At 62.5% G+C, this 17,504-nt stretch carries 16 protein-coding genes; 4 read left to right on the top strand and 12 right to left on the bottom strand.

From position 1 onward, the window contains the following. Positions 1 to 9: 9 nt before the first annotated feature. Together CUV01_RS14975 and CUV01_RS14970 are read right to left on the bottom strand one after the other, a co-directional pair. Positions 10 to 1,788, bottom strand: a complete 1,779-nt coding sequence (locus CUV01_RS14975; RefSeq protein ID WP_101461174.1) for an SLC13 family permease — start codon at positions 1,786 to 1,788, stop codon at positions 10 to 12. 200 nt (positions 1,789 to 1,988) lie between these two features. Next, positions 1,989 to 2,810 (bottom strand): TIGR00282 family metallophosphoesterase, encoded by an 822-nt coding sequence (locus tag CUV01_RS14970; RefSeq protein WP_101461173.1) that lies wholly within the window; start codon positions 2,808 to 2,810, stop codon positions 1,989 to 1,991. 137 nt (positions 2,811 to 2,947) lie between these two features. Between CUV01_RS14970 and CUV01_RS14965 the strand changes: the two genes are divergently transcribed. Then, positions 2,948 to 3,475 (top strand): CAP domain-containing protein, encoded by a 528-nt coding sequence (locus CUV01_RS14965; protein WP_101461172.1) that lies wholly within the window; start codon positions 2,948 to 2,950, stop codon positions 3,473 to 3,475. Between the two features lie 76 nt (positions 3,476 to 3,551). Here CUV01_RS14965 and CUV01_RS14960 read toward each other — a convergent pair whose 3' ends face one another. The 5 genes from CUV01_RS14960 to CUV01_RS14940 all read right to left on the bottom strand — a co-directional run bounded on the left by CUV01_RS14960 (position 3,552) and on the right by CUV01_RS14940 (position 8,863). Then, positions 3,552 to 4,631 (bottom strand): DUF1513 domain-containing protein, encoded by a 1,080-nt coding sequence (locus CUV01_RS14960; protein ID WP_101461171.1) that lies wholly within the window; start codon positions 4,629 to 4,631, stop codon positions 3,552 to 3,554. Position 4,632: 1 nt separating this feature from the next. After that, complete coding sequence (locus CUV01_RS14955; protein ID WP_232962286.1) at positions 4,633 to 5,640, bottom strand: imelysin family protein; 1,008 nt, start codon at positions 5,638 to 5,640, stop codon at positions 4,633 to 4,635. Further along, positions 5,640 to 7,172: a di-heme oxidoreductase family protein gene (locus tag CUV01_RS14950; protein WP_101462136.1), complete on the bottom strand. Its 1,533-nt coding sequence runs from the start codon at positions 7,170 to 7,172 to the stop codon at positions 5,640 to 5,642. Before CUV01_RS14950 ends, CUV01_RS14955 begins: the two co-directional genes overlap by 1 nt. A gap of 63 nt (positions 7,173 to 7,235) precedes the next feature. Continuing rightward, the gene (locus CUV01_RS14945) at positions 7,236 to 8,510 is read right to left on the bottom strand and encodes an imelysin family protein (RefSeq protein WP_232962285.1); all 1,275 of its coding nucleotides are present in this window, start codon (positions 8,508 to 8,510) and stop codon (positions 7,236 to 7,238) included. Positions 8,511 to 8,617: 107 nt separating this feature from the next. Beyond that, positions 8,618 to 8,863 (bottom strand): DUF2312 domain-containing protein, encoded by a 246-nt coding sequence (locus CUV01_RS14940; protein WP_101461170.1) that lies wholly within the window; start codon positions 8,861 to 8,863, stop codon positions 8,618 to 8,620. A 109-nt stretch (positions 8,864 to 8,972) separates the two neighbouring features. Here CUV01_RS14940 and CUV01_RS14935 point away from each other — a divergent pair, with 109 nt between their 5' ends. Then, positions 8,973 to 9,200 carry a hypothetical protein gene (locus tag CUV01_RS14935; RefSeq protein WP_101461169.1) on the top strand — a complete coding sequence of 76 codons (228 nt, stop codon included), beginning with the start codon at positions 8,973 to 8,975 and terminating at the stop codon, positions 9,198 to 9,200. A 33-nt stretch (positions 9,201 to 9,233) separates the two neighbouring features. On the opposite strand, the gene aroA is transcribed toward CUV01_RS14935, so the two are convergent. Further along, positions 9,234 to 10,565 (bottom strand): 3-phosphoshikimate 1-carboxyvinyltransferase, encoded by a 1,332-nt coding sequence (gene aroA, locus CUV01_RS14930; protein ID WP_101461168.1) that lies wholly within the window; start codon positions 10,563 to 10,565, stop codon positions 9,234 to 9,236. Between the two features lie 121 nt (positions 10,566 to 10,686). Between aroA and CUV01_RS14925 the strand changes: the two genes are divergently transcribed. After that, on the top strand, positions 10,687 to 11,361 hold the full coding sequence (locus tag CUV01_RS14925) for a DNA alkylation repair protein (RefSeq protein ID WP_101461167.1): 675 nt from the start codon (positions 10,687 to 10,689) through the stop codon (positions 11,359 to 11,361). Here CUV01_RS14925 and CUV01_RS14920 read toward each other — a convergent pair. Then, positions 11,349 to 11,876 carry a hypothetical protein gene (locus CUV01_RS14920; protein WP_101461166.1) on the bottom strand — a complete coding sequence of 176 codons (528 nt, stop codon included), beginning with the start codon at positions 11,874 to 11,876 and terminating at the stop codon, positions 11,349 to 11,351. The two genes, CUV01_RS14925 and CUV01_RS14920, sit on opposite strands and share 13 nt — an antisense overlap. 125 nt (positions 11,877 to 12,001) lie before the next feature. Here CUV01_RS14920 and moaA point away from each other — a divergent pair, with 125 nt between their 5' ends. Further along, positions 12,002 to 13,009, top strand: a complete 1,008-nt coding sequence (gene moaA, locus CUV01_RS14915) for a GTP 3',8-cyclase MoaA (RefSeq protein WP_101461165.1) — start codon at positions 12,002 to 12,004, stop codon at positions 13,007 to 13,009. A gap of 132 nt (positions 13,010 to 13,141) precedes the next feature. Here the strand turns inward: moaA and CUV01_RS14910 are convergent, their stop codons facing one another. The 3 genes from CUV01_RS14910 to CUV01_RS14900 all read right to left on the bottom strand — a co-directional run bounded on the left by CUV01_RS14910 (position 13,142) and on the right by CUV01_RS14900 (position 17,462). Next, the gene (locus CUV01_RS14910) at positions 13,142 to 13,573 is read right to left on the bottom strand and encodes a universal stress protein (protein WP_101461164.1); all 432 of its coding nucleotides are present in this window, start codon (positions 13,571 to 13,573) and stop codon (positions 13,142 to 13,144) included. Continuing rightward, complete coding sequence (locus CUV01_RS14905) at positions 13,566 to 16,418, bottom strand: TRAP transporter permease (protein WP_198731831.1); 2,853 nt, start codon at positions 16,416 to 16,418, stop codon at positions 13,566 to 13,568. Before CUV01_RS14905 ends, CUV01_RS14910 begins: the two co-directional genes overlap by 8 nt. 72 nt (positions 16,419 to 16,490) lie before the next feature. Beyond that, positions 16,491 to 17,462, bottom strand: coding sequence for a TAXI family TRAP transporter solute-binding subunit (locus tag CUV01_RS14900; protein ID WP_101462133.1), 972 nt, complete (start codon positions 17,460 to 17,462; stop codon positions 16,491 to 16,493). Positions 17,463 to 17,504 lie beyond the last annotated feature (42 nt).

Genomic DNA, 17,504 nt, shown 5'->3' with positions numbered 1-17,504 from the left:
TCACCCCAGTCAGATCGGCCAGAAGATCGGAATGACCGTCGAGGCGGTAATCGCCATCAGGATGTTCAACGGCAGCCCCACCCGGATAAAGTCGGTAAAGCGGTATCCGCCAGGGCCATAGACAAGCGTATTGGTCTGGTAGCCAATCGGTGTCGCAAAGCTGGCCGACGCGCCCATCATGACGGCGATGACCAGCGGCCGTGGATCAATGCCCAGATGGTTGCCCAGGGTGATGGCAACCGGCGTCACGATTACCGCGACCGCATTATTGGTCACCGTCTCGGTCAAAGCCATCGACAGCAGATAGACCGACAGCACCAGCCCCCATGGCGGCAGGGTTTCCAGCCAGGGCGCGACCCGGGTCACGATCAGTTCGACCGCGCCCGAATTTTCCAGCCCGGCCCCGACGGCCAACATCGCAAATATCAACGCCAGCAACCGCCCATCGACAAAGCTCAGCGCCTCATCGGCATCGATGCAACGCGTCACCAGCACGACGCAGACGCCGACAAAGGCCAGCAACAGGATCGGCGCGACGTTCAGCGCGGCCAGTCCAACGACACCGACCAGCGTGGCCACAACAATGGGTGCGTGTTTGCGGCGGAAGGCGCGATCCGACGGCGCGGTGACCTCGACCATCTCCATATCGGTGGCCAGACGCTGAATATCGGCGGGCGCGCCCTCCAGCAGCAGCGTATCGCCGACGCGCACAACCAGATCATCCAGTTGGCGTCCGATATTCTGGTTCTTGCGATGCGCGGCCAGCACATAGACGCCATAGCGACGCCGCAGCCGCATGGAACCAAGGCTGCGCCCGACCATATGACAGCCGGGCGTGATAAGCACCTCGACCGTATTGGTCTGCACCGAACTCAGCTTATCGACCATGCGCAGATTCTTGTTGCCTTGCAGGCCCAGAACCTCGGACATGGGCGTGCGCAGAACGACACGGTCCCCCGCCTCCAGCAGCACCGATGCCAGATCCCGCCGCAGCGAGGCATCGCCGCGCAGGACGTCGATCACCCGTGCAGTGTCGCGGGTAAAGATGTCGACCTCGTCCAGCGCCTTGCCGATCAGCGCGGACTCTTCGGGAATGGCGACCTCGGTGAAGAATTTCATCTTCGAACGCCCCGACATCAGCTGCGACATCGAATCGCGTTCGGGCAGCAGGCGCGGTGCGACCAGCATCAGATAGGTGATGCCGACGATCGCCATCGGAATGCCCACGGGCGAGATCTCGAAAATGCCGAAAGGTTCCAGCCCCGATTGGCGCGCGACGCCATCGACCAGCAGGTTGGTCGAGGTGCCGATCATCGTGACCGTTCCGCCCAGAATCGACAGATATGACAACGGGATCAGCAGCTTGGAGGGCGATGTCTGCATTTCCTTGGCCAGTTGCATGAAGATCGGCATCATCACCACGACCAGCGGCGTGTTGTTCACAAAGGCCGACATGGCGCAGACCACGACCGAAACCAGCCCCAATGTCAGCATTGGATGGTCGCTCGCATGCAGGGCGGCCTTTTGCCCGATCCAGTCCAGCGCACCCGTACGTACCAGCCCGCCAACGATGATGAACATGAAGGCAATCGTCCAGGGTGCCGGGTTGGCCAACACACCCGCGACATGACTGGGATCAAGAATGCCTATGAATAACAGGACAGTGGCGCCCAATATTGCGGTCACCTCGGGCGGATAAGTTTCGCGGATGAAAAGGGTCAGCATACCCACGATGATGAAAATCGTGGCGATTGCCGCGCTTGTTCCCGTCAGTTCAATTCCGAACATTCGCACCCATTTTACTGGCGACCGTGGACGGTCCCCTCAGCATATCCAGCGCATTCTTCCCTGATTCATCCGCCACCCGCAAGACAGCAGAGCACACGCGCGGCGGAAATAGCGCGAATGGGCGAGGAAGCGACAATCGGACAACCGTGAACCGTCAACGGCGCATCGGCTGCGTCAGGCTGCGGCGATAAACGGGGCAATCAGCCCGCAGGCGGCGCTGACGGCTGCAACCTTGGCCCGTGACGGATCGGCGTGATTGACAGCGCAAGACCGCTGCGGTCATCGGTCTCGATCAGGGCACCGCACAGTGTCGCCTCGGTATTGGCGGGGGTGAAGCGTTCGCGCGTCATTCCCGTCAGAAAACGGCGCATCGGCTCGGCCTTGTCCATGCCGATCACGCTGTCATAATCGCCGCACATGCCTGCATCCGACAGATATGCCGTGCCGCGATTCAAGATTTGTGCATCGGCGGTGGGCACATGGGTGTGCGTTCCAATAACCGCGCTGGCCCGACCGTCGCAATAATGCCCAACAGCCATCTTTTCGCTGGTCGCCTCTGCATGAATGTCGATCAGCGCGGCCTGCACCAGCCCACCCGGAGGATGCGCCTTGAGCACCGTATCCAGCGCCGAAAACGGATCATCGAAGGGCCGCTTCATGAATACCTGGCCCAGGGCCTGCGCGACCAGAACCTTGCGACCACGCGCATCCTGAAAGACGCGCGCGCCCTTGCCTGGCGCCTCGCGGGCAAAGTTCAGAGGCCTGATCACACGCGGCTCGCTGTCGATGAAGCCCAGCATGTCCTTTTGATCGAAGGCATGATCGCCCAGTGTCAGGCAATCGGCACCGGCATCCAGCAGCAACCGCGCATGGGACGCCGTCAGCCCCATGCCACCGCTGGCATTTTCGCCATTCACCACGACGAAATCGGCCCGCAAACGCGCGCGCAAATCGGCCAGATGTTCAGTGATGGCGCGGCGGCCGGCGCGGCCCATCACGTCGCCTAAAAAGAGTATCCGCATGCCTTGGGCCTACGCCATGAGCGCCCCGGCGGCAAGTCGCTTGCATGAGCAAGAAATTGCTACCTTTTTAGTTGTTAACTAAAAATTAAGACAATCATTGGTAGAACAAAGTGAAATGAACTGTTCGATGTGAATCGATGCGATATCTTTTATTTGCAGGGCTTCTGGCCTTGATTTCAAGCCCGGTGCTGGCCGCCAACAGCAATTGCAGCGCGCAGAACGTGGCGCAGGTGGTCAGCCAGCTGGCGCAGCAGACCAACCAGATGCGCACTGCTGGCGCACGGCACAAGCTGCGCATCGACCCTCGATTGAACCAGGCGGCGCAGCGACATGCCTGCGAACTGGCGCGGCGACAGGTCGTCAGCCATCGCGACACACGCGGACGCAGCCCCATGGCACGGATCAAGCGCGCGGGCTTTGCGGCCTGTTTCTCTGCCGAGAATGTCGCAATGGGAACCGCCTCGGCTGCGGGCACCGTGGGCAGTTGGCAAAAATCCCGCGGCCATGCACAAAATCAGCAGGACCCACGGGCCAATGCGATGGGATTTGGCGTGGCGCGTGGCGCGGATGACCGGCTGTATTGGGTCGGGGTCTATGCTGCCGATTGCCGTCGCAAGGCCGCTGCCGGCACCCAAAACGCAGGATTTCGGCCGTTCAAATGGTAAGCGGTCTGCAACGGCATGCCCGTCGCAAATGATCCCCTGTCGCGGCCCTGACGCAGACACGATCAAGGCACAGATCTCAGCCGCGATTCAGCGCGATCACGTGATTGTCCCAGCTACGCCGCCGCAAACCCAGGGATCGCATTCGACCCTGCTCTGCCGTCAGCACCCCGCCGCCACCATCGGTCAGAAGAAAACCCCCCGATATCCCGGCCAATCCGCAGGCATCGGCGCGCGTCGTCGCCGCGATAAAGCGGCCATCGGGGCGAAAGCGATGCAGCCGCCCACCGCGCGGCGAGGTGATCGCCACTTCACTGCCTGCGAGGTCAAAGGCGATGCTGCCCGCATAGCCCTGCATCACGCGCTGCTCGGCCGGCGGCGCAGCGGCAAGGATCGGCGCGCCATCGCCGCGATGCAATCCCAGCAGGGGAACAACCTCATCCGGGTCCCTCTCCCATTGCATCGCAAAGGCCACTATCCCATCCGCACCGACCGCCAGGTGGCGGATCGAATTGAAGCGCAGGTCTTCGGCCAGTTCCACAGTCCTGATCAACGTGCCCTGCCCGTCCAGATAGGCAAGGTTGGGGCGCATCACGGCAATGTTCAGCTTGCGCCGGTCACTTGGGTCGGTGGCGATCCCACCATTGGCCACCGCCAGCAGATTGTCGGACAGGCGCACCACCTCATGCGGGCCGATCCCGCCGGTAGGGCGTTCATCGATGCGGCGATAACCCTCTGCGACCGACCAATAACCCAGCATGCCAACGCTATCGCTGCTGCGCTGTTCGGTCGTCACCAGAACGTCCCCGCCATCCAGATAGACGCCGTGGCCATTGAACTGCCGCCCTTCGGGCGGTGTCAGGCGATGCATCACCTTGCCGCCGGCGCAGTCGATGACCAGCGCATAGGTGCCCGGACGCCGCGCAAAAACGACGGCCTCGGGCCGCAGCGGATGCCCCGCGCCGGCATGACCCCGTGCCGGCAGACGTACACGAAAACGGTCCTCACCCGCGGCACTTAGACCGTAGAGCGCGAAGCTGTCATCCGGCTCGCGCGCGCAGGCCAGAAAGGCCGGACTGCCGGCGTCGGCCCAACTCAGTCGTGGGATTGCCGATGCGGCCAGCAATGCGCCCAGAAACCTGCGTCGACTGGTCGCCATCTCAATCCCCATCCGCTGAATTGAACCCCGCCGAGACGCCGAGCGCGGCGCCCAGTTCGGCCTCGACCGCAGTGCGAACGGCCTGCACACGTTGGCGCAGCACATCGAGGCGAAACCAGGCCTGAGCGTCGGTAATGTCCTGAAACCCGGGATCGACGACCCTGTCAGCCGCCGCGAAAGCTGCGTCAAAGGCCGCCTGCGTCACCGGGATCGGCGCATCAGACAAAGCGGCGGCCAGCGCCCGTTGCCCTTCCAGTGAGGCGCGGATATTGGGCAGTGATCGCGCTGAACGCCAAGCCTCGGCCCGGCGCGGATGCGGCTGATCGAAACTGTCCAATGGCCGGCCAAGCCGCTGATCGGCTGTGAATTCCAACCCGGCCATCAGCTGGGTATACAGCGCCTGCATCGCCTCTTCTGGGGCCAGATAAACGGCATTCTCGGGCTGACCGGCGGTCGTCAGCGTTTGGCCAAAACCGTCGCGCCAGTCCCGGTCCAACTGATCCGCCTGCGCGGCAAGATCGGCGGCCACCGTTGCAATCAAACCGCAGCGATAGGCCATCGCAGGTTCGTCTTCGTCCACCGACAGCGCCTCATCGAACAGCAGCGCATCCAGCGCGAAAAAGCCGCGCGCGGCAGCCGATGCCTGTGCGTAGTCAGCGGCAGCCTCAGCAATCGGGTCGCGATCGGCGATCATTTGCGCCAAGGCGCGCGGCGTCGTTCCACGTTTGTCGGGCCAGAACGCAATGGAAATCACGGCCGTCTCAGCCGGCCCAAGCCGCAAATGGCCAATCTGCAACCATGCATCAAAAGCCCTATCATAGGCGGGCTGGATCGCCGCGACATCGCAATCCGTCACGGCCACATCCGCCAGATCCAGAGTGGCATCAGCAAAATCACTCAGTCCGGGCAGGATCTGGTCCTGCACCGCCTGCGCGACATCGGCAATCGCGGTGCCGCCGGCCAGCAGCGACAGGCTGGTTGCGAAGATCATGGTCTTTATCGGGGTCATCACAGGCTTTCCAGAAAACGGATCAGCGTCGCGCGATCCCGGGCCGACAGGCTGACGAAACCGTCACGCGCGGCCTCTGCCTCGCCGCCATGCCACAGAATTGCTTCGGTCAGGTTACGCGCACGACCGTCGTGAAGAAAGCGGGTATGCCCGCTGACCTGTTCGGTCAACCCGATCCCCCACAACGGCGGCGTGCGCCATTCTTGGCCCGTCGCGCGGTGCTCGGGGCGGTTGTCGGCCAGTCCCTCGCCCATGTCATGGAGCAGAAAATCGGAATAGGGCCAGATCAGTTGAAAGCTTTGTTCGGCGCGATCTGACAGGCGATGCGTCACGAATTTCGGTCGGTGGCAGGCGACGCAACCGATGTCATAAAACAGCTGCTTGCCGGCCAGAACCTGAGGATCATCAACGCTGCGGCGCGCCGGAACCGCGAGGTTTCGGGCGTAGAAGCTGACCAGCGACAGCCCTTCCTCGTCGATCTCTGTTCCGCGTGCATCGCCGTCGCCATGCGGTCCGGCACGACATTTCGCCTGGCTTGGGCTGCATTCGCCCCATGGATCGGGAAACAGCGGCGATGAGATGCCCATATCGCCCGAAAATGCGGCGGCAGATTGTTCGCGAATGGTCGCAGCCCCGGCCTTGAGGCCAAAGCGACCCAGCATCATGCGGTCAAATTCCGGGCTGTGCACCACTGCTGCGCGACCCGAAATCCCATCGCCATCAGCATCCTCGGGGTCTTCGCCCGAAAGGATTTCAGCGGCCGGTATGGCCTCGACCAGTCCCAGTCCGATCATCTGCGGCGCGATCCGGGGGCTGAGCATCACATCATCGCCCAGAGGGCCGAAATGCGGATTTTCGATCCGCCATTCGGGCCGCAGCAGGCTGGCGGTTTGACCATCAGGAAAGGCAACGGGTTCTTCGGTCCAATCAACCGCGATCCGGCCCTCCGGGGTCTGGCCCGGTGTCGCCAAGGGCTGCAACTGGCTGCCATAGACCGGATGCGGGACAACTGGCTGCGGGGGCGTGTCATCCCGGCCAGCCAGATATTCGGCCACCTCGTCCAGGGCCGCATCCCCGGCCACGGGTACAGAGAGCCGCATCAGCATCGACAGCGCGGTTGTGTCGGCGGTCGCAGGCGGCTGACCGCGCCCGTCCTTGAGGTGACAGGACTGGCAACCGCGCGCGTTGAACATGGGCCCCAACCCATCCGATGCCAATGTCGAGGAAGGCGAGGACACCCACAGCTTTCGGAACAGGCCATTGCCGACCTTGAACCGCAACTCATCCTCGAATGCCAGATTGGCCGAGGGCAAGGAAAACGCGTCGGCTGTGCCAGTGGCGCGCACCGTTGCGGCACCGCCGGGATTGGCCTCAAACGGTTCCGGCGCACTGAAATCGGTGGTCGGTTCGGTCGCGTTGCGGATCCGCGCAACCTCGTCCTCACTGCGCGGGACAATGGCAAGATGCGGGTCGACGGCCAGATCGTCACTGATCGGCTGGGCCAGCGCACCAGTCGGCGCGACAAGCAGCAGACCAATCGCGATCAGCGCCGCTGCCTGTTTATATCCGTGACGTGGCGCCAAGATCAGTCCTGTCTACTGGAACACGGCCTCGGGATTATCCAGACTGTCGGACCCTTCCAGATCGACATTGCCCAGATCCAGCGCCGTCACTGCACGCTCGATCGAGCGGGTCTGCGTGACCAGACCGTCCACCGCTGCCATGATCAATTTTTCGCCCTCGGCATTGCCGCGTGCCAGCATCTGATCATAGGCCAACCCGTTCTCGGCTGCCTGACGCAGCGCGTCCAGCGCCGCGACACTCGCATCCAGTTCGGCGCGCAATTGCTCATCCACAGCCGGATCAGCGGCAACCACCAGTTCGGACAGCGAGGGGCCGCTGACCGTGCTGCCATCCACGCGGGTATAGCTGCCAAGATAGACATTCTGGATGCCCAGCCCGTCATAATAGTGGCTGTTCGCGGTGTTGTCCGAGAAACAGTCATGCTCTTCCTCGGGGTCGTTCAGCATCAGGCCAAGCCGCATCCGTTCGCCGGCCATTTCGCCATATGACAGACTGCCCATCCCGGTCAGCATGGCCGACAGTCCGGCTTGCGGATCGGCGGTCACGGCCGCGCGCGCCTCGCCCTCTGCGGCCCATTGTTCGGTGATCCATTCCAGATCGGCAATCAGCAGATCTGTCGCTGCCACCAGATATTGACCGCGCCGATCGCAATTGCCGCCGGTGCAATCGTCGCCACTGGCGTAATCAGTCCACGGGCGTTCGCCCGCGCCAGCCTCGGTGCCGTTCAGATCCTGACCCCAAAGCAGGAATTCGATTGCGTGATAGCCCGATGCCACATTCGCCTCGACCGCACCGGCCTCGTGCAGGCTGTCCTGGATCAGTTCAGGCGTGATCGTCGCGGCGTCGATCTGCTCGCCGGACAACGTGAATTCCGGGTTTGCGATCACATTCAGCGCGGCAAGATCATTCTCATCCGTGGCGCCGCCGTAAGAGGCGTCGACATAGTCGATCAGCCCCTCGTCCAGCGGCCAGGCATTCACCCTGCCCTCCCAGTCATCGACGATGGGATTGCCAAAGCGGAACGCCTCGGTCTGCTGATAGGGCACCCGCGCCGCTAGCCATGCTTGCCGCGCGGCCAGCAATGCCTGTTCCGAGGGCTGTTCGACCAGCGCACCCACCGCCTCGCGCAGAGCCGTCGCAGTGGTCAGGCTGTCACCATAGCTGGCCTGTGCAATATCGGCGTAGTTTTGCAAGACGGCCTCGGGCTCGGCGGCCAGGCCGGGCGCGGCGAAAAGCGCCGATGCCCCTGTTACAAGCATCGCGCGCACAGACAAATCACGGAACATCAGGCTTCCTTTCGGGACAACTTCCAATCAATCGCCCTGATAACTGAGTTAAACAGTCGACAATGTCAATCCGAATAACCGACGGATTCAATCGACAACCGCCGTTATCACGCCATGCCGAGAGCGTTCTTGTAAAGCTCTAGAATCGCGTCTTCTTCCTGGCGCTCTTCGGGGTCCTGCTTGCGCAACGTCACCAGTTTGCGGATCGCCTTGCTGTCATAGCCGCGACCCTTCAACTCGGCATAGACCTCTTTGATCTGCTCGGCGATGTCCTTCTTTTCCGCTTCCAACTGTTCGATCCGCTCGATGAACTGGCGCAATTCGTCTGCGGTGACGCTATAGGGATCGGTCATCTTCTTTTACTCTCCGGTTGGGTTCTTGCCTTTTCGGGGCGCAGCCATAGGCGCTCTTGCCGCGCCGCGCAATCGGGGCTAGGGCCATGGGCGAAATGAGGGGGATGCGATGACAGTTTTCGATCTGCTGATCTGGGCCGGCGCGGCGCTGACGCTGCTGGGCGTCGGGCTGCTGATCTGGTGCATTGTCTCGGTATCAAGGGCCCGCCGCGCCGGACTGGACGATGCGGCGCTGAAGGAAAAGATGCGGCGTGTGTTGGCGATCAACATGGCCGCACTGGGTGCCTCGACCATCGGGTTGATGGCGGTTGTGCTGGGTATCCTGCTGGGCAACTGAGCCGGGCGATACGCGCCGACCGGATCGCCGGCGCTAACCCAAATCCGCGCCCAAGCCCTGCATCAGCGAAATGAAATCGGGAAACGAGGTTTCAATCGGGCTGCCATCGTCGACGCTGACCGGCGCTTCGCTGGCCAGCCCCAGCACCATGAAGGCCATCGCGATACGGTGATCCAGATGCGTCGCCGCCTCGGCCCCGCCCGGCACTTTCGCCATGCCGTGAACCGTCATGCTGTCGCGCGTTTCCTCGATGGTGACGCCGTTGGCCTCCAGCCCCCGGGCCATGGCATCGATCCGGTCGCTTTCCTTGACGCGCAGCTCGGCCACGCCGTTCATCACCGTCTTGCCCTGCGCAAAGGCTGCAACGACCGACAGGATGGGAAACTCGTCAATCATGCTGGCAGCGCGGTCTGCCGGCACGTCAACGCCGCTCAGGGGCGAATGGCGCACAACCAGATCGGCAACCGGCTCGCCACCCTCTTCACGCTGGTTTTCAAAACCAATATCGGCGCCCATTTCCTTGAGCGTCACATATAGCCCGTCGCGGGTCGGATTGCGGCTGACACCGGGCACCCGGATCTCGGAGCCGGGAACGATCAGCGCCGCCGCAACGGGGAAAGCCGCGCTAGAGGGATCGCGCGGCACGGCGACCGGCTGGCCCCGCAGTTCCGGTCGGCCGGTCAAAGTGATGACATGGCCTTCTTCGGTCTGCTCGGTGCGGATCGTCGCGCCAAAACCGGCCAGCATCCGTTCCGAGTGATCGCGCGTAGGTTCGGATTCGATCACCACGGTTTCGCCAGGTGCATTCAGCCCTGCCAGCAGAATCGCCGATTTGATCTGCGCGCTGGCCACCGGCGTCTTGTAGCGCAGCGGCACCGGATCGGTGGCACCGCCGATGGTGACCGGCAACCGTCCGCCCTCACGTGCGGCAATCTGCGCACCGAATTCCGAAAGAGGATCGGTGATCCGGGCCATGGGTCGCTTGGACAGGCTGGCATCGCCGGTGAAGGTGGCGGTGATCGGCGTCGTCGCCATCGCCCCCATGATCAGCCGCACGCTGGTGCCGGAATTGCCGCAATCAATGACATCGGCCGGTTCGGCGAACCCACCGACGCCCACACCGTGCACCCGCCATTCCCCATCGCCGATGCGCTGCACATCCGCGCCAAATGCCGCCATGGCCTTGGCGGTGTCCAGCACATCCTGACCTTCCAACAGGCCGGTAATATGGGTCTCGCCTACCGACAGAGCACCGAGGATCAGCGCGCGATGGCTGATCGACTTGTCACCCGGCACGTTGGCCACACCGGTCAAGGCACCCCGGCGGCGGGCGGTCATCGGGCGGGGTTCGCTGGCGTGGGACATAGGCGCTCCTTGATCTTGGCGGCGATCGTTGCGGCTCTTTTACCGCTACCATCCGGATGCTGCCACCACCTTCTTGCGGCGGGGCTGCAAGCTTTCTAGAAGCGCGGGCAGGAGGACCAGCATGACCGAACTGACTGCGCTGACAGAACTGGCCGACCAGGCGAAAGCCGCGCAAATGGCCGCCTATCACAAGGCAGAGCGGCCTTATCTGGGCATCGCGGTGCCGCAGATCGAGGCGTTGGTGGCGCAATGGCGCAGCGAGCGCGACATTGCCGGTCGCGTGGCGCTGGCCGGCCAACTATGGGACAGCAATATCCACGAGGCCCGCATTGCCGCCGCCAAGCTGCTGACACAGGCCCGAATCTCCGATGATGGGGCAGTCTGGGCGGTTCTGGCGGGATGGGTGCCCGATTTCGATGGCTGGGCCATTGCCGATCAGACCATGTCGGCTGCGTCGCGCCGGCTGATCGCTGATCCGGCAAGGCTGGACGAGGTCGCGGGCTGGACCGGCTCGGATCAAATGTGGACCCGACGCGCGGCGCTGGTGGGCACCCTGCCCTGGGCCAAGATGAACCACCCGAAAGCCGATGATCTGGACCGCCGCGAACGCATTCTGGGCTGGGCCGCCAGCATGGTCGATGACCGCGAATGGTTCATTCAGAAGGCCATCGCCTGGTGGTTGCGCGACCTGTCCAAACGCGACGCACCCCGCGTTCAGACCTTTCTGGCCGAATACGGGGCGCGCATGAAACCCTTTGCCCGGCGCGAGGCCGGACGACTGCTTCAGGACCGGTAAACCTCGATCTCGGGCAGATCGGTCAATGAAATACCCAGCAATTGCAGGGCGGGCAGCGAAAGCTGGCTGCCGCCGCTGGCGGGTCCGTCAAGCGGGATCAGATCGACCTTGGATGATTTGCCATTGGCCGGGTTCACGATCCGACCGATGCCGCGGCTCTTGACCAGTGGCGTCTTGATCCAAAAGCCCGGCTCGGCCACATCGCCAAGCGAGGCGATGGTGGTGCCCAGTTTGGTCTCGGCTTTCGCGGCGGGCGCGGCGGCCGCCACCTTCTGTGCAGCCGTGGTCGTATCCAGTTGCGCGGCGGTAGAACGTGCACGCGGGCGCGGCGCCGGGGCCTGGGTGATGGCTGCTGCGGCGCTGACCTCTTCGGGTGTGGGCGGCGGGCCTGCGGTGGCCGCGGCGGCGACCTGCTGCGGATCGCCCTCGGGACGCTTAGCCCCTTCGTGCATCCCGGTACAGGCGGCCAGGGCAGCGGCGGGAACAAGCATCATTGTCTTGCCAAACAGGGTCATTGGAACAATTCTCCCAGAAATCAATTTGCGCGGCAGCCTAGCCACGCCTCGTCTCACCGTCCACTGCCGCTTGCGTGATCGGCAAAAGCTTGTGCCTTGCCCGCCACGGGGATAGATATGTCCGTATGAACACAACGCCACTGATCGACCCATTCGCAAGACCGATCACCTATCTTCGGGTTTCGGTCACGGATCGCTGCGATTTTCGCTGCACCTATTGCATGGCCGAGCATATGCAGTTCCTGCCCAAGAAAGAGCTGCTGACACTGGAAGAGCTGGATCGCCTGTGCTCGACCTTTATCGGGCTGGGCGTGCGCAAGCTGCGCATCACCGGCGGAGAACCGCTGGTGCGCCGCGGCATCATGGAGTTCTTTCGGCAGGCCTCGCGCCACCTGGGCAACGGGCTGGACGAATTGACCCTGACCACCAACGGCAGCCAGTTGGGCCGTTTTGCCGGCGAGTTGGCCGATTGCGGCGTCAAGCGGGTGAACGTGTCGCTGGACACGCTTGATCCCGACAAGTTCGCCGCCATCACCCGTTGGGGCCGCCTGCCACAGGTGCTGAAGGGGATCGAGGCTGCCAAAAGTGCCGGGCTGCGTGTCAAGATCAACGCTGTCGCGCTGAAAGGTTTCAACGAGGATGAACTGTTCTCGCTGGTCCAGTGGTGCGCCGACGAGGATCACGATCTGACCTTCATCGAGGTCATGCCCATGGGCGAACTGGGCGAAGAAGAGGACCGGCTGGACCAATACTGGCCGCTGTCGGATCTGCGCGCGCGGCTGGCCGAGCGTTTCACGCTCATCGAACTGGCCGAACGCACGGGCGGGCCTGCACGCTACGTCAAGCTGCACGAGACCGGCCAGAAGATCGGCTTTATCACGCCGCTGACGCATAATTTCTGCGAAAGCTGCAACCGGGTCCGCGTCACCTGTACCGGCGATCTGTTCATGTGTCTGGGCCAGGAGGATCGCGCCGATCTGCGCACCCCGCTGCGCGCCAGCCCGGAGAACGCAACCTTGGTCAGTGCCATTCGCGAGGCGATCACGCGCAAACCCAAGGGCCATGACTTTGACTATTCGCGCCAGACCGTCGCCGGCCAAATGACCCGCCACATGAGCCATACCGGCGGCTAGTCAGGCCCGGACGCACCTGCACGCCTGACAGCCAAGCCAGACGATCATGCAGCATCGCGCAACATTTTCCAGGATTTCGGGGCCGTCGGTTGGCCCGGCAACAGCCGGGCCAGATCCAGATCGCAGTCCCGGCTAGCGCACCACCATCACCGAAACCGGAGAGTGGCGCACCACGGCGTTGGCATGGCTGCTGATCAGCATGCTGCGCAGTTCATCGGGTTTGTGACTGCCCATGACGATCAGATCGGCGCCCAGCTTCTTGGCGCTTTTCAGGATCGTCTCGGCCACGTGCCCGTGGCCGACATGGGTTTTCACATTGACGCCCTCGAGATTTTTCAGATGGGCTTCGGCAAACTCGTTCAAGTTCGCCTTCATCGTCTCGAGCACCTTCTTTTCATAGCCCTTGGGCAGGAAGGTCGCCACCATGGAGCTGCCGAAATCCTGCACGATCCCAAGCAGATGGATCGTGCCGTTTTCACCAGCCTGCCGCACCGCAGCCGGCAACGCGTGTTGCCAACTGGCCTTCTGGTTTATGTCGATGGGCAGAAGGATGTTGTCATGCATGGCTCAGTTCCTCTTCCTGACGCTTGCGCGGCGCCGCATCGTCCGGCCCGACACGTCGACGTTGCAGCCAGACCACCAGCGCCAACAGCATAACAACCGGGAGATAGATCCAGTATTTCGACGGTGCGGCCGCAGGCGAGCGCACCATCAGCACCTGCTGATCCCAGTCCAGACCGGCCTCTTGTGCGGGGCTGTCAAAGGCCACGTCGTCGATGAATACATCCTCGCCTTCGCTTCGCAACGCAACGACACCGGCATTTGCCAGCCGCTCTGCCCCGTCGGCGCCCTCGGGCACGTTCAGGACGGCTGCGAACTCGACCGGATCGCCCACCGCATTCAGCCCCGAGATACGCAGTCGCATCTCGCTGCCGACCGCAGCATCGCCCATGGCCTGTTCAAACTGCGCAGGCGGCAGGTCCTCATAGGGCGGATAGATCATGTCCATCCAGAAGCCCGGCCGGAAGATCGAGAAGGCGATCATCAACAGCAGCGCCGATTCCCAGATCCGGCTCTTGGTCAGGAACCACCCCTGTGTCGCCGCCGCAAAGAGCAGCATGGCGATCGTCGCTGTGACAAAGACGAATATGCCATGTATCCAGTCGACGTCGATCAACAACAGGTCAGTGTTGAAGATGAACAGGAAGGGCAACGCCGCGGTCCGCAGGCTGTAGAAGAAGGCAACGACCCCCGTCTTGATCGGATCGCCCCCCGAAACGGCCGCCGCCGCGAATGAGGCAAGCCCCACAGGCGGCGTCACATCGGCCATGATGCCAAAGTAGAACACGAACAGGTGCACCGCGATCAGCGGAACGATCAGTCCGTTTTGCTGACCAAGCGTGACGATGACCGGGGCCAGCAGCGCCGAGACGACGATATAGTTCGCCGTTGTCGGCAGGCCCATGCCCAGGATCAGCGACAGGATCGCGGTCAGGAACAGGATGGCCAGCAGATTGCCGCCAGACAGCACCTCGACCACATCTGCCAGCGCCGAACCGACACCGGTCTGACTGACCGCGCCCACGATAATGCCAGCGGTCGCCGTGGCGATGCCGATGCCGATCATGTTGCGCGCGCCCGAGATCAGGCCGTCGATCAGATCACCCACACCCGAGGCGAAGGCGCCGCCGGTATTGGTGTTGCCGGTACGATCGGCGCCACGCATCATCACCATCAGCGGACGTTGGGTCAACAGGATGAAGATCATGAACGCCGTCGCCCAGAATGCCGACAGGCCCGGCGACAGACGATCCACCATCAGCGCCCAGACCAGCACGACGATCGGCAGGATAAAGTGCAGACCCGACCGCGCCGTGGGTCCCGGCAATGGCAGCGATTTGACCGGTGCGTTGGGATCATCCAGCTCCAGCGGTTCTTCGCGCGATGCGAGGTATAGCAGCCCGATATAGACCGCCGTCAACAGCGCAAACACCACCCAGATCGATGCAGATCCAAAGGTTGGCCTGATCCAGCTCATGGTGAGATTGACGATAAATGCCAGCGCGCAGATCACGACGATCCCGAAGACAAAGCCGACCAACCGGCGCATCAGCGGGCCGGGCGTATAGGCGCGGGGCAGACCCTGCATATTCGCCTTCATCGCCTCGAGATGGACGATATAGACCAGCGCGATATAGCTGATCGTGGCCGGCACAAAGGCGTGCTTGACCACGTCGAAATAGGGAATGCCCACATATTCGACCATCAGGAAGGCCGCAGCACCCATGACGGGCGGCATGATCTGGCCGTTGACCGAGGATGCAACCTCGACCGCGCCGGCCTTTTCACTGCTGAAGCCCACCTTTTTCATCAGCGGGATGGTGAACGTACCGGTGGTCACAACGTTGGCGATGGAGGACCCTGAAATCAGGCCGGTCATGGCCGAGCTGACAACAGCCGCCTTGGCCGGTCCGCCGCGCATGTGCCCCATCAGGCTGAACGCCACCTGAATGAAGTAGTTGCCTGCCCCCGCCTTATCCAGCAGCGCGCCAAACAGCACGAACAGAAACACAAAACTGGTCGACACGCCAAGGGCGATGCCGAACACACCCTCGGTCGTGATCCACTGGTGGTTCACCACCTCGGACAGCGTGTTGCCCTTATGGGCGATGATGCCGGGCATCAACGGGCCAAGGAAGGTATAGGCCAGAAACAGGGTGGCCACGATCATCAGCGCAGGGCCAAGACTGCGTCGCGTGGCCTCCAGCAGCAGCATCAAGCCGATGACGGCGACAACGTAATCCTGCAGGATCGGCGCGCCGATACGCGTGCTGATCGAGGAATAGAAGAAAACGATATACAGCGAGGACAGCGCGGCGATGATCGCCAGCGCCCATTCCCAGGGCGGCACCCAGTTTTTCGGGCTGCCCAAAAGGATTGCCCCAATCACCGCAACGGCGACAATCGGTATCCACCATGCCGGCACACCGGCCTTGGAGCCGTACATGAACAGAACGGCCAGAAGAGCCGGCACCAAAAGGGCCAGTCCCAGTTGGAAGGGCGAGCGTTCGGCCGGATAGGCCATATAGGCCAGAAACAGCGCAAAGGCCAAATGGATAGAGCGGGTCTCGGTGCTGTCCAGAACGCCGAAATTGAACATGAACGGCAGCGGAGAGGCGATCCACAACTGGAAAAGCGACCAGCAGAGCGCGGTGATCAGGATCAGTTTGCCAACCCAGCCCGGCGGCGTTCGCGCCCCGGTATCCGAGGACGCAACAAGGTCGTCCAGTTCAAGTTGGGAAAGCCCGCCAGCACCGGATGCCTCCATCTCGACGGCAGCTGCGTCGAATTGGTTATCATCGCGTTTTCTGGGGTTATCTTTGTGATTATTATTGTCTTGGTCGCTCATCTGTCCCTCCCGCTGTTGGAACCGGGATAAAGAAAGGGCGGCCCCTGCAAGGGCCGCCCGAACATGCCTGAATTACTCGATCCAGCCTTGTTCTTTGTAGTACTTCTCGGCGCCCGGATGCAGCGGCGCGCTGTTGCCTTCGGAAACCATCGCCTCGGGCTCAAGGTTGGCGAATGCCGGGTGCAGACCCTTGAAGCGGTCAAAGTTGTCAAAGACCGCCTTGACGACTTCGTACACCATGTCCTCGTCTGCATCGGCCGAGGTCACAAAGGTCGCCTTGACGCCAAAGGTGTTGGTGTCGTCATCGCTGCCGGCATACATGCCGCCGGGGATCACGGCCTTGGCGTAATAGGGGTTTTCATCGACCAGTGCGTCGATTTCCGGGCCTTCGACCGGCACCAGATTGGCCTCTACGGTCGAGGTTGCTTCCTGGATCGAGCCGTTCGGGTGACCGACCGTGTAGATGATCGCATCCACAGTGTTGTCACCCAGGGCTGCGGACTGTTCTGCCGGCTTCAACTGCGAGGCCAGCGAGAAATCGTCCATCGTCCAGCCTTTGGCGTCCAGCACGACTTCCATGGTGGCCAGCTGACCCGAACCCGGGTTGCCGACGTTCACGCGCTTGCCGTTGAGGTCGTCAAAGCTGGCGATCCCGGCGTCTTGACGGGCGACAACGGTGAAGGGCTCGGGGTGAACCGAAAACACCGAACGCAGGCCGTCGAATTTCTTGTCGCCGTCGAACTCTTCCGAGCTGCCATTATAGGCGTGGTACTGGATGTCGGACTGCGCCACACCCATGGTCATGTCGCCCGCCTTGATGGCGTTGACATTGGCGACCGAACCACCCGTCGAGGGCGCGGTGCATTTGATGCCGGTTTCAGCGGTATTGCGGTTTACCAGACGGCAGATTGACTGGCCGACGACGTAATAAACGCCGGTCTGGCCACCCGTGCCGATGGTCATGAAACGCTCTTCCTGCGCATGCGCCGCTGTCGCGCCGAGCGCGAAAGCTGCTGTCAGCAGAGCCGGTTTGACGATGGTCATGTAGATCTCCCACTTTTGGTCATATTCGTCCCGCAACTCACA

Source organism: Paracoccus tegillarcae (genome assembly GCF_002847305.1).
GTDB classification, from domain to species: Bacteria; Pseudomonadota; Alphaproteobacteria; order Rhodobacterales; family Rhodobacteraceae; genus Paracoccus; species Paracoccus tegillarcae.
The sequence above is the reverse complement of the archived record's forward strand: the minus strand, read 5'-3'. Positions and strand labels throughout refer to the sequence as shown.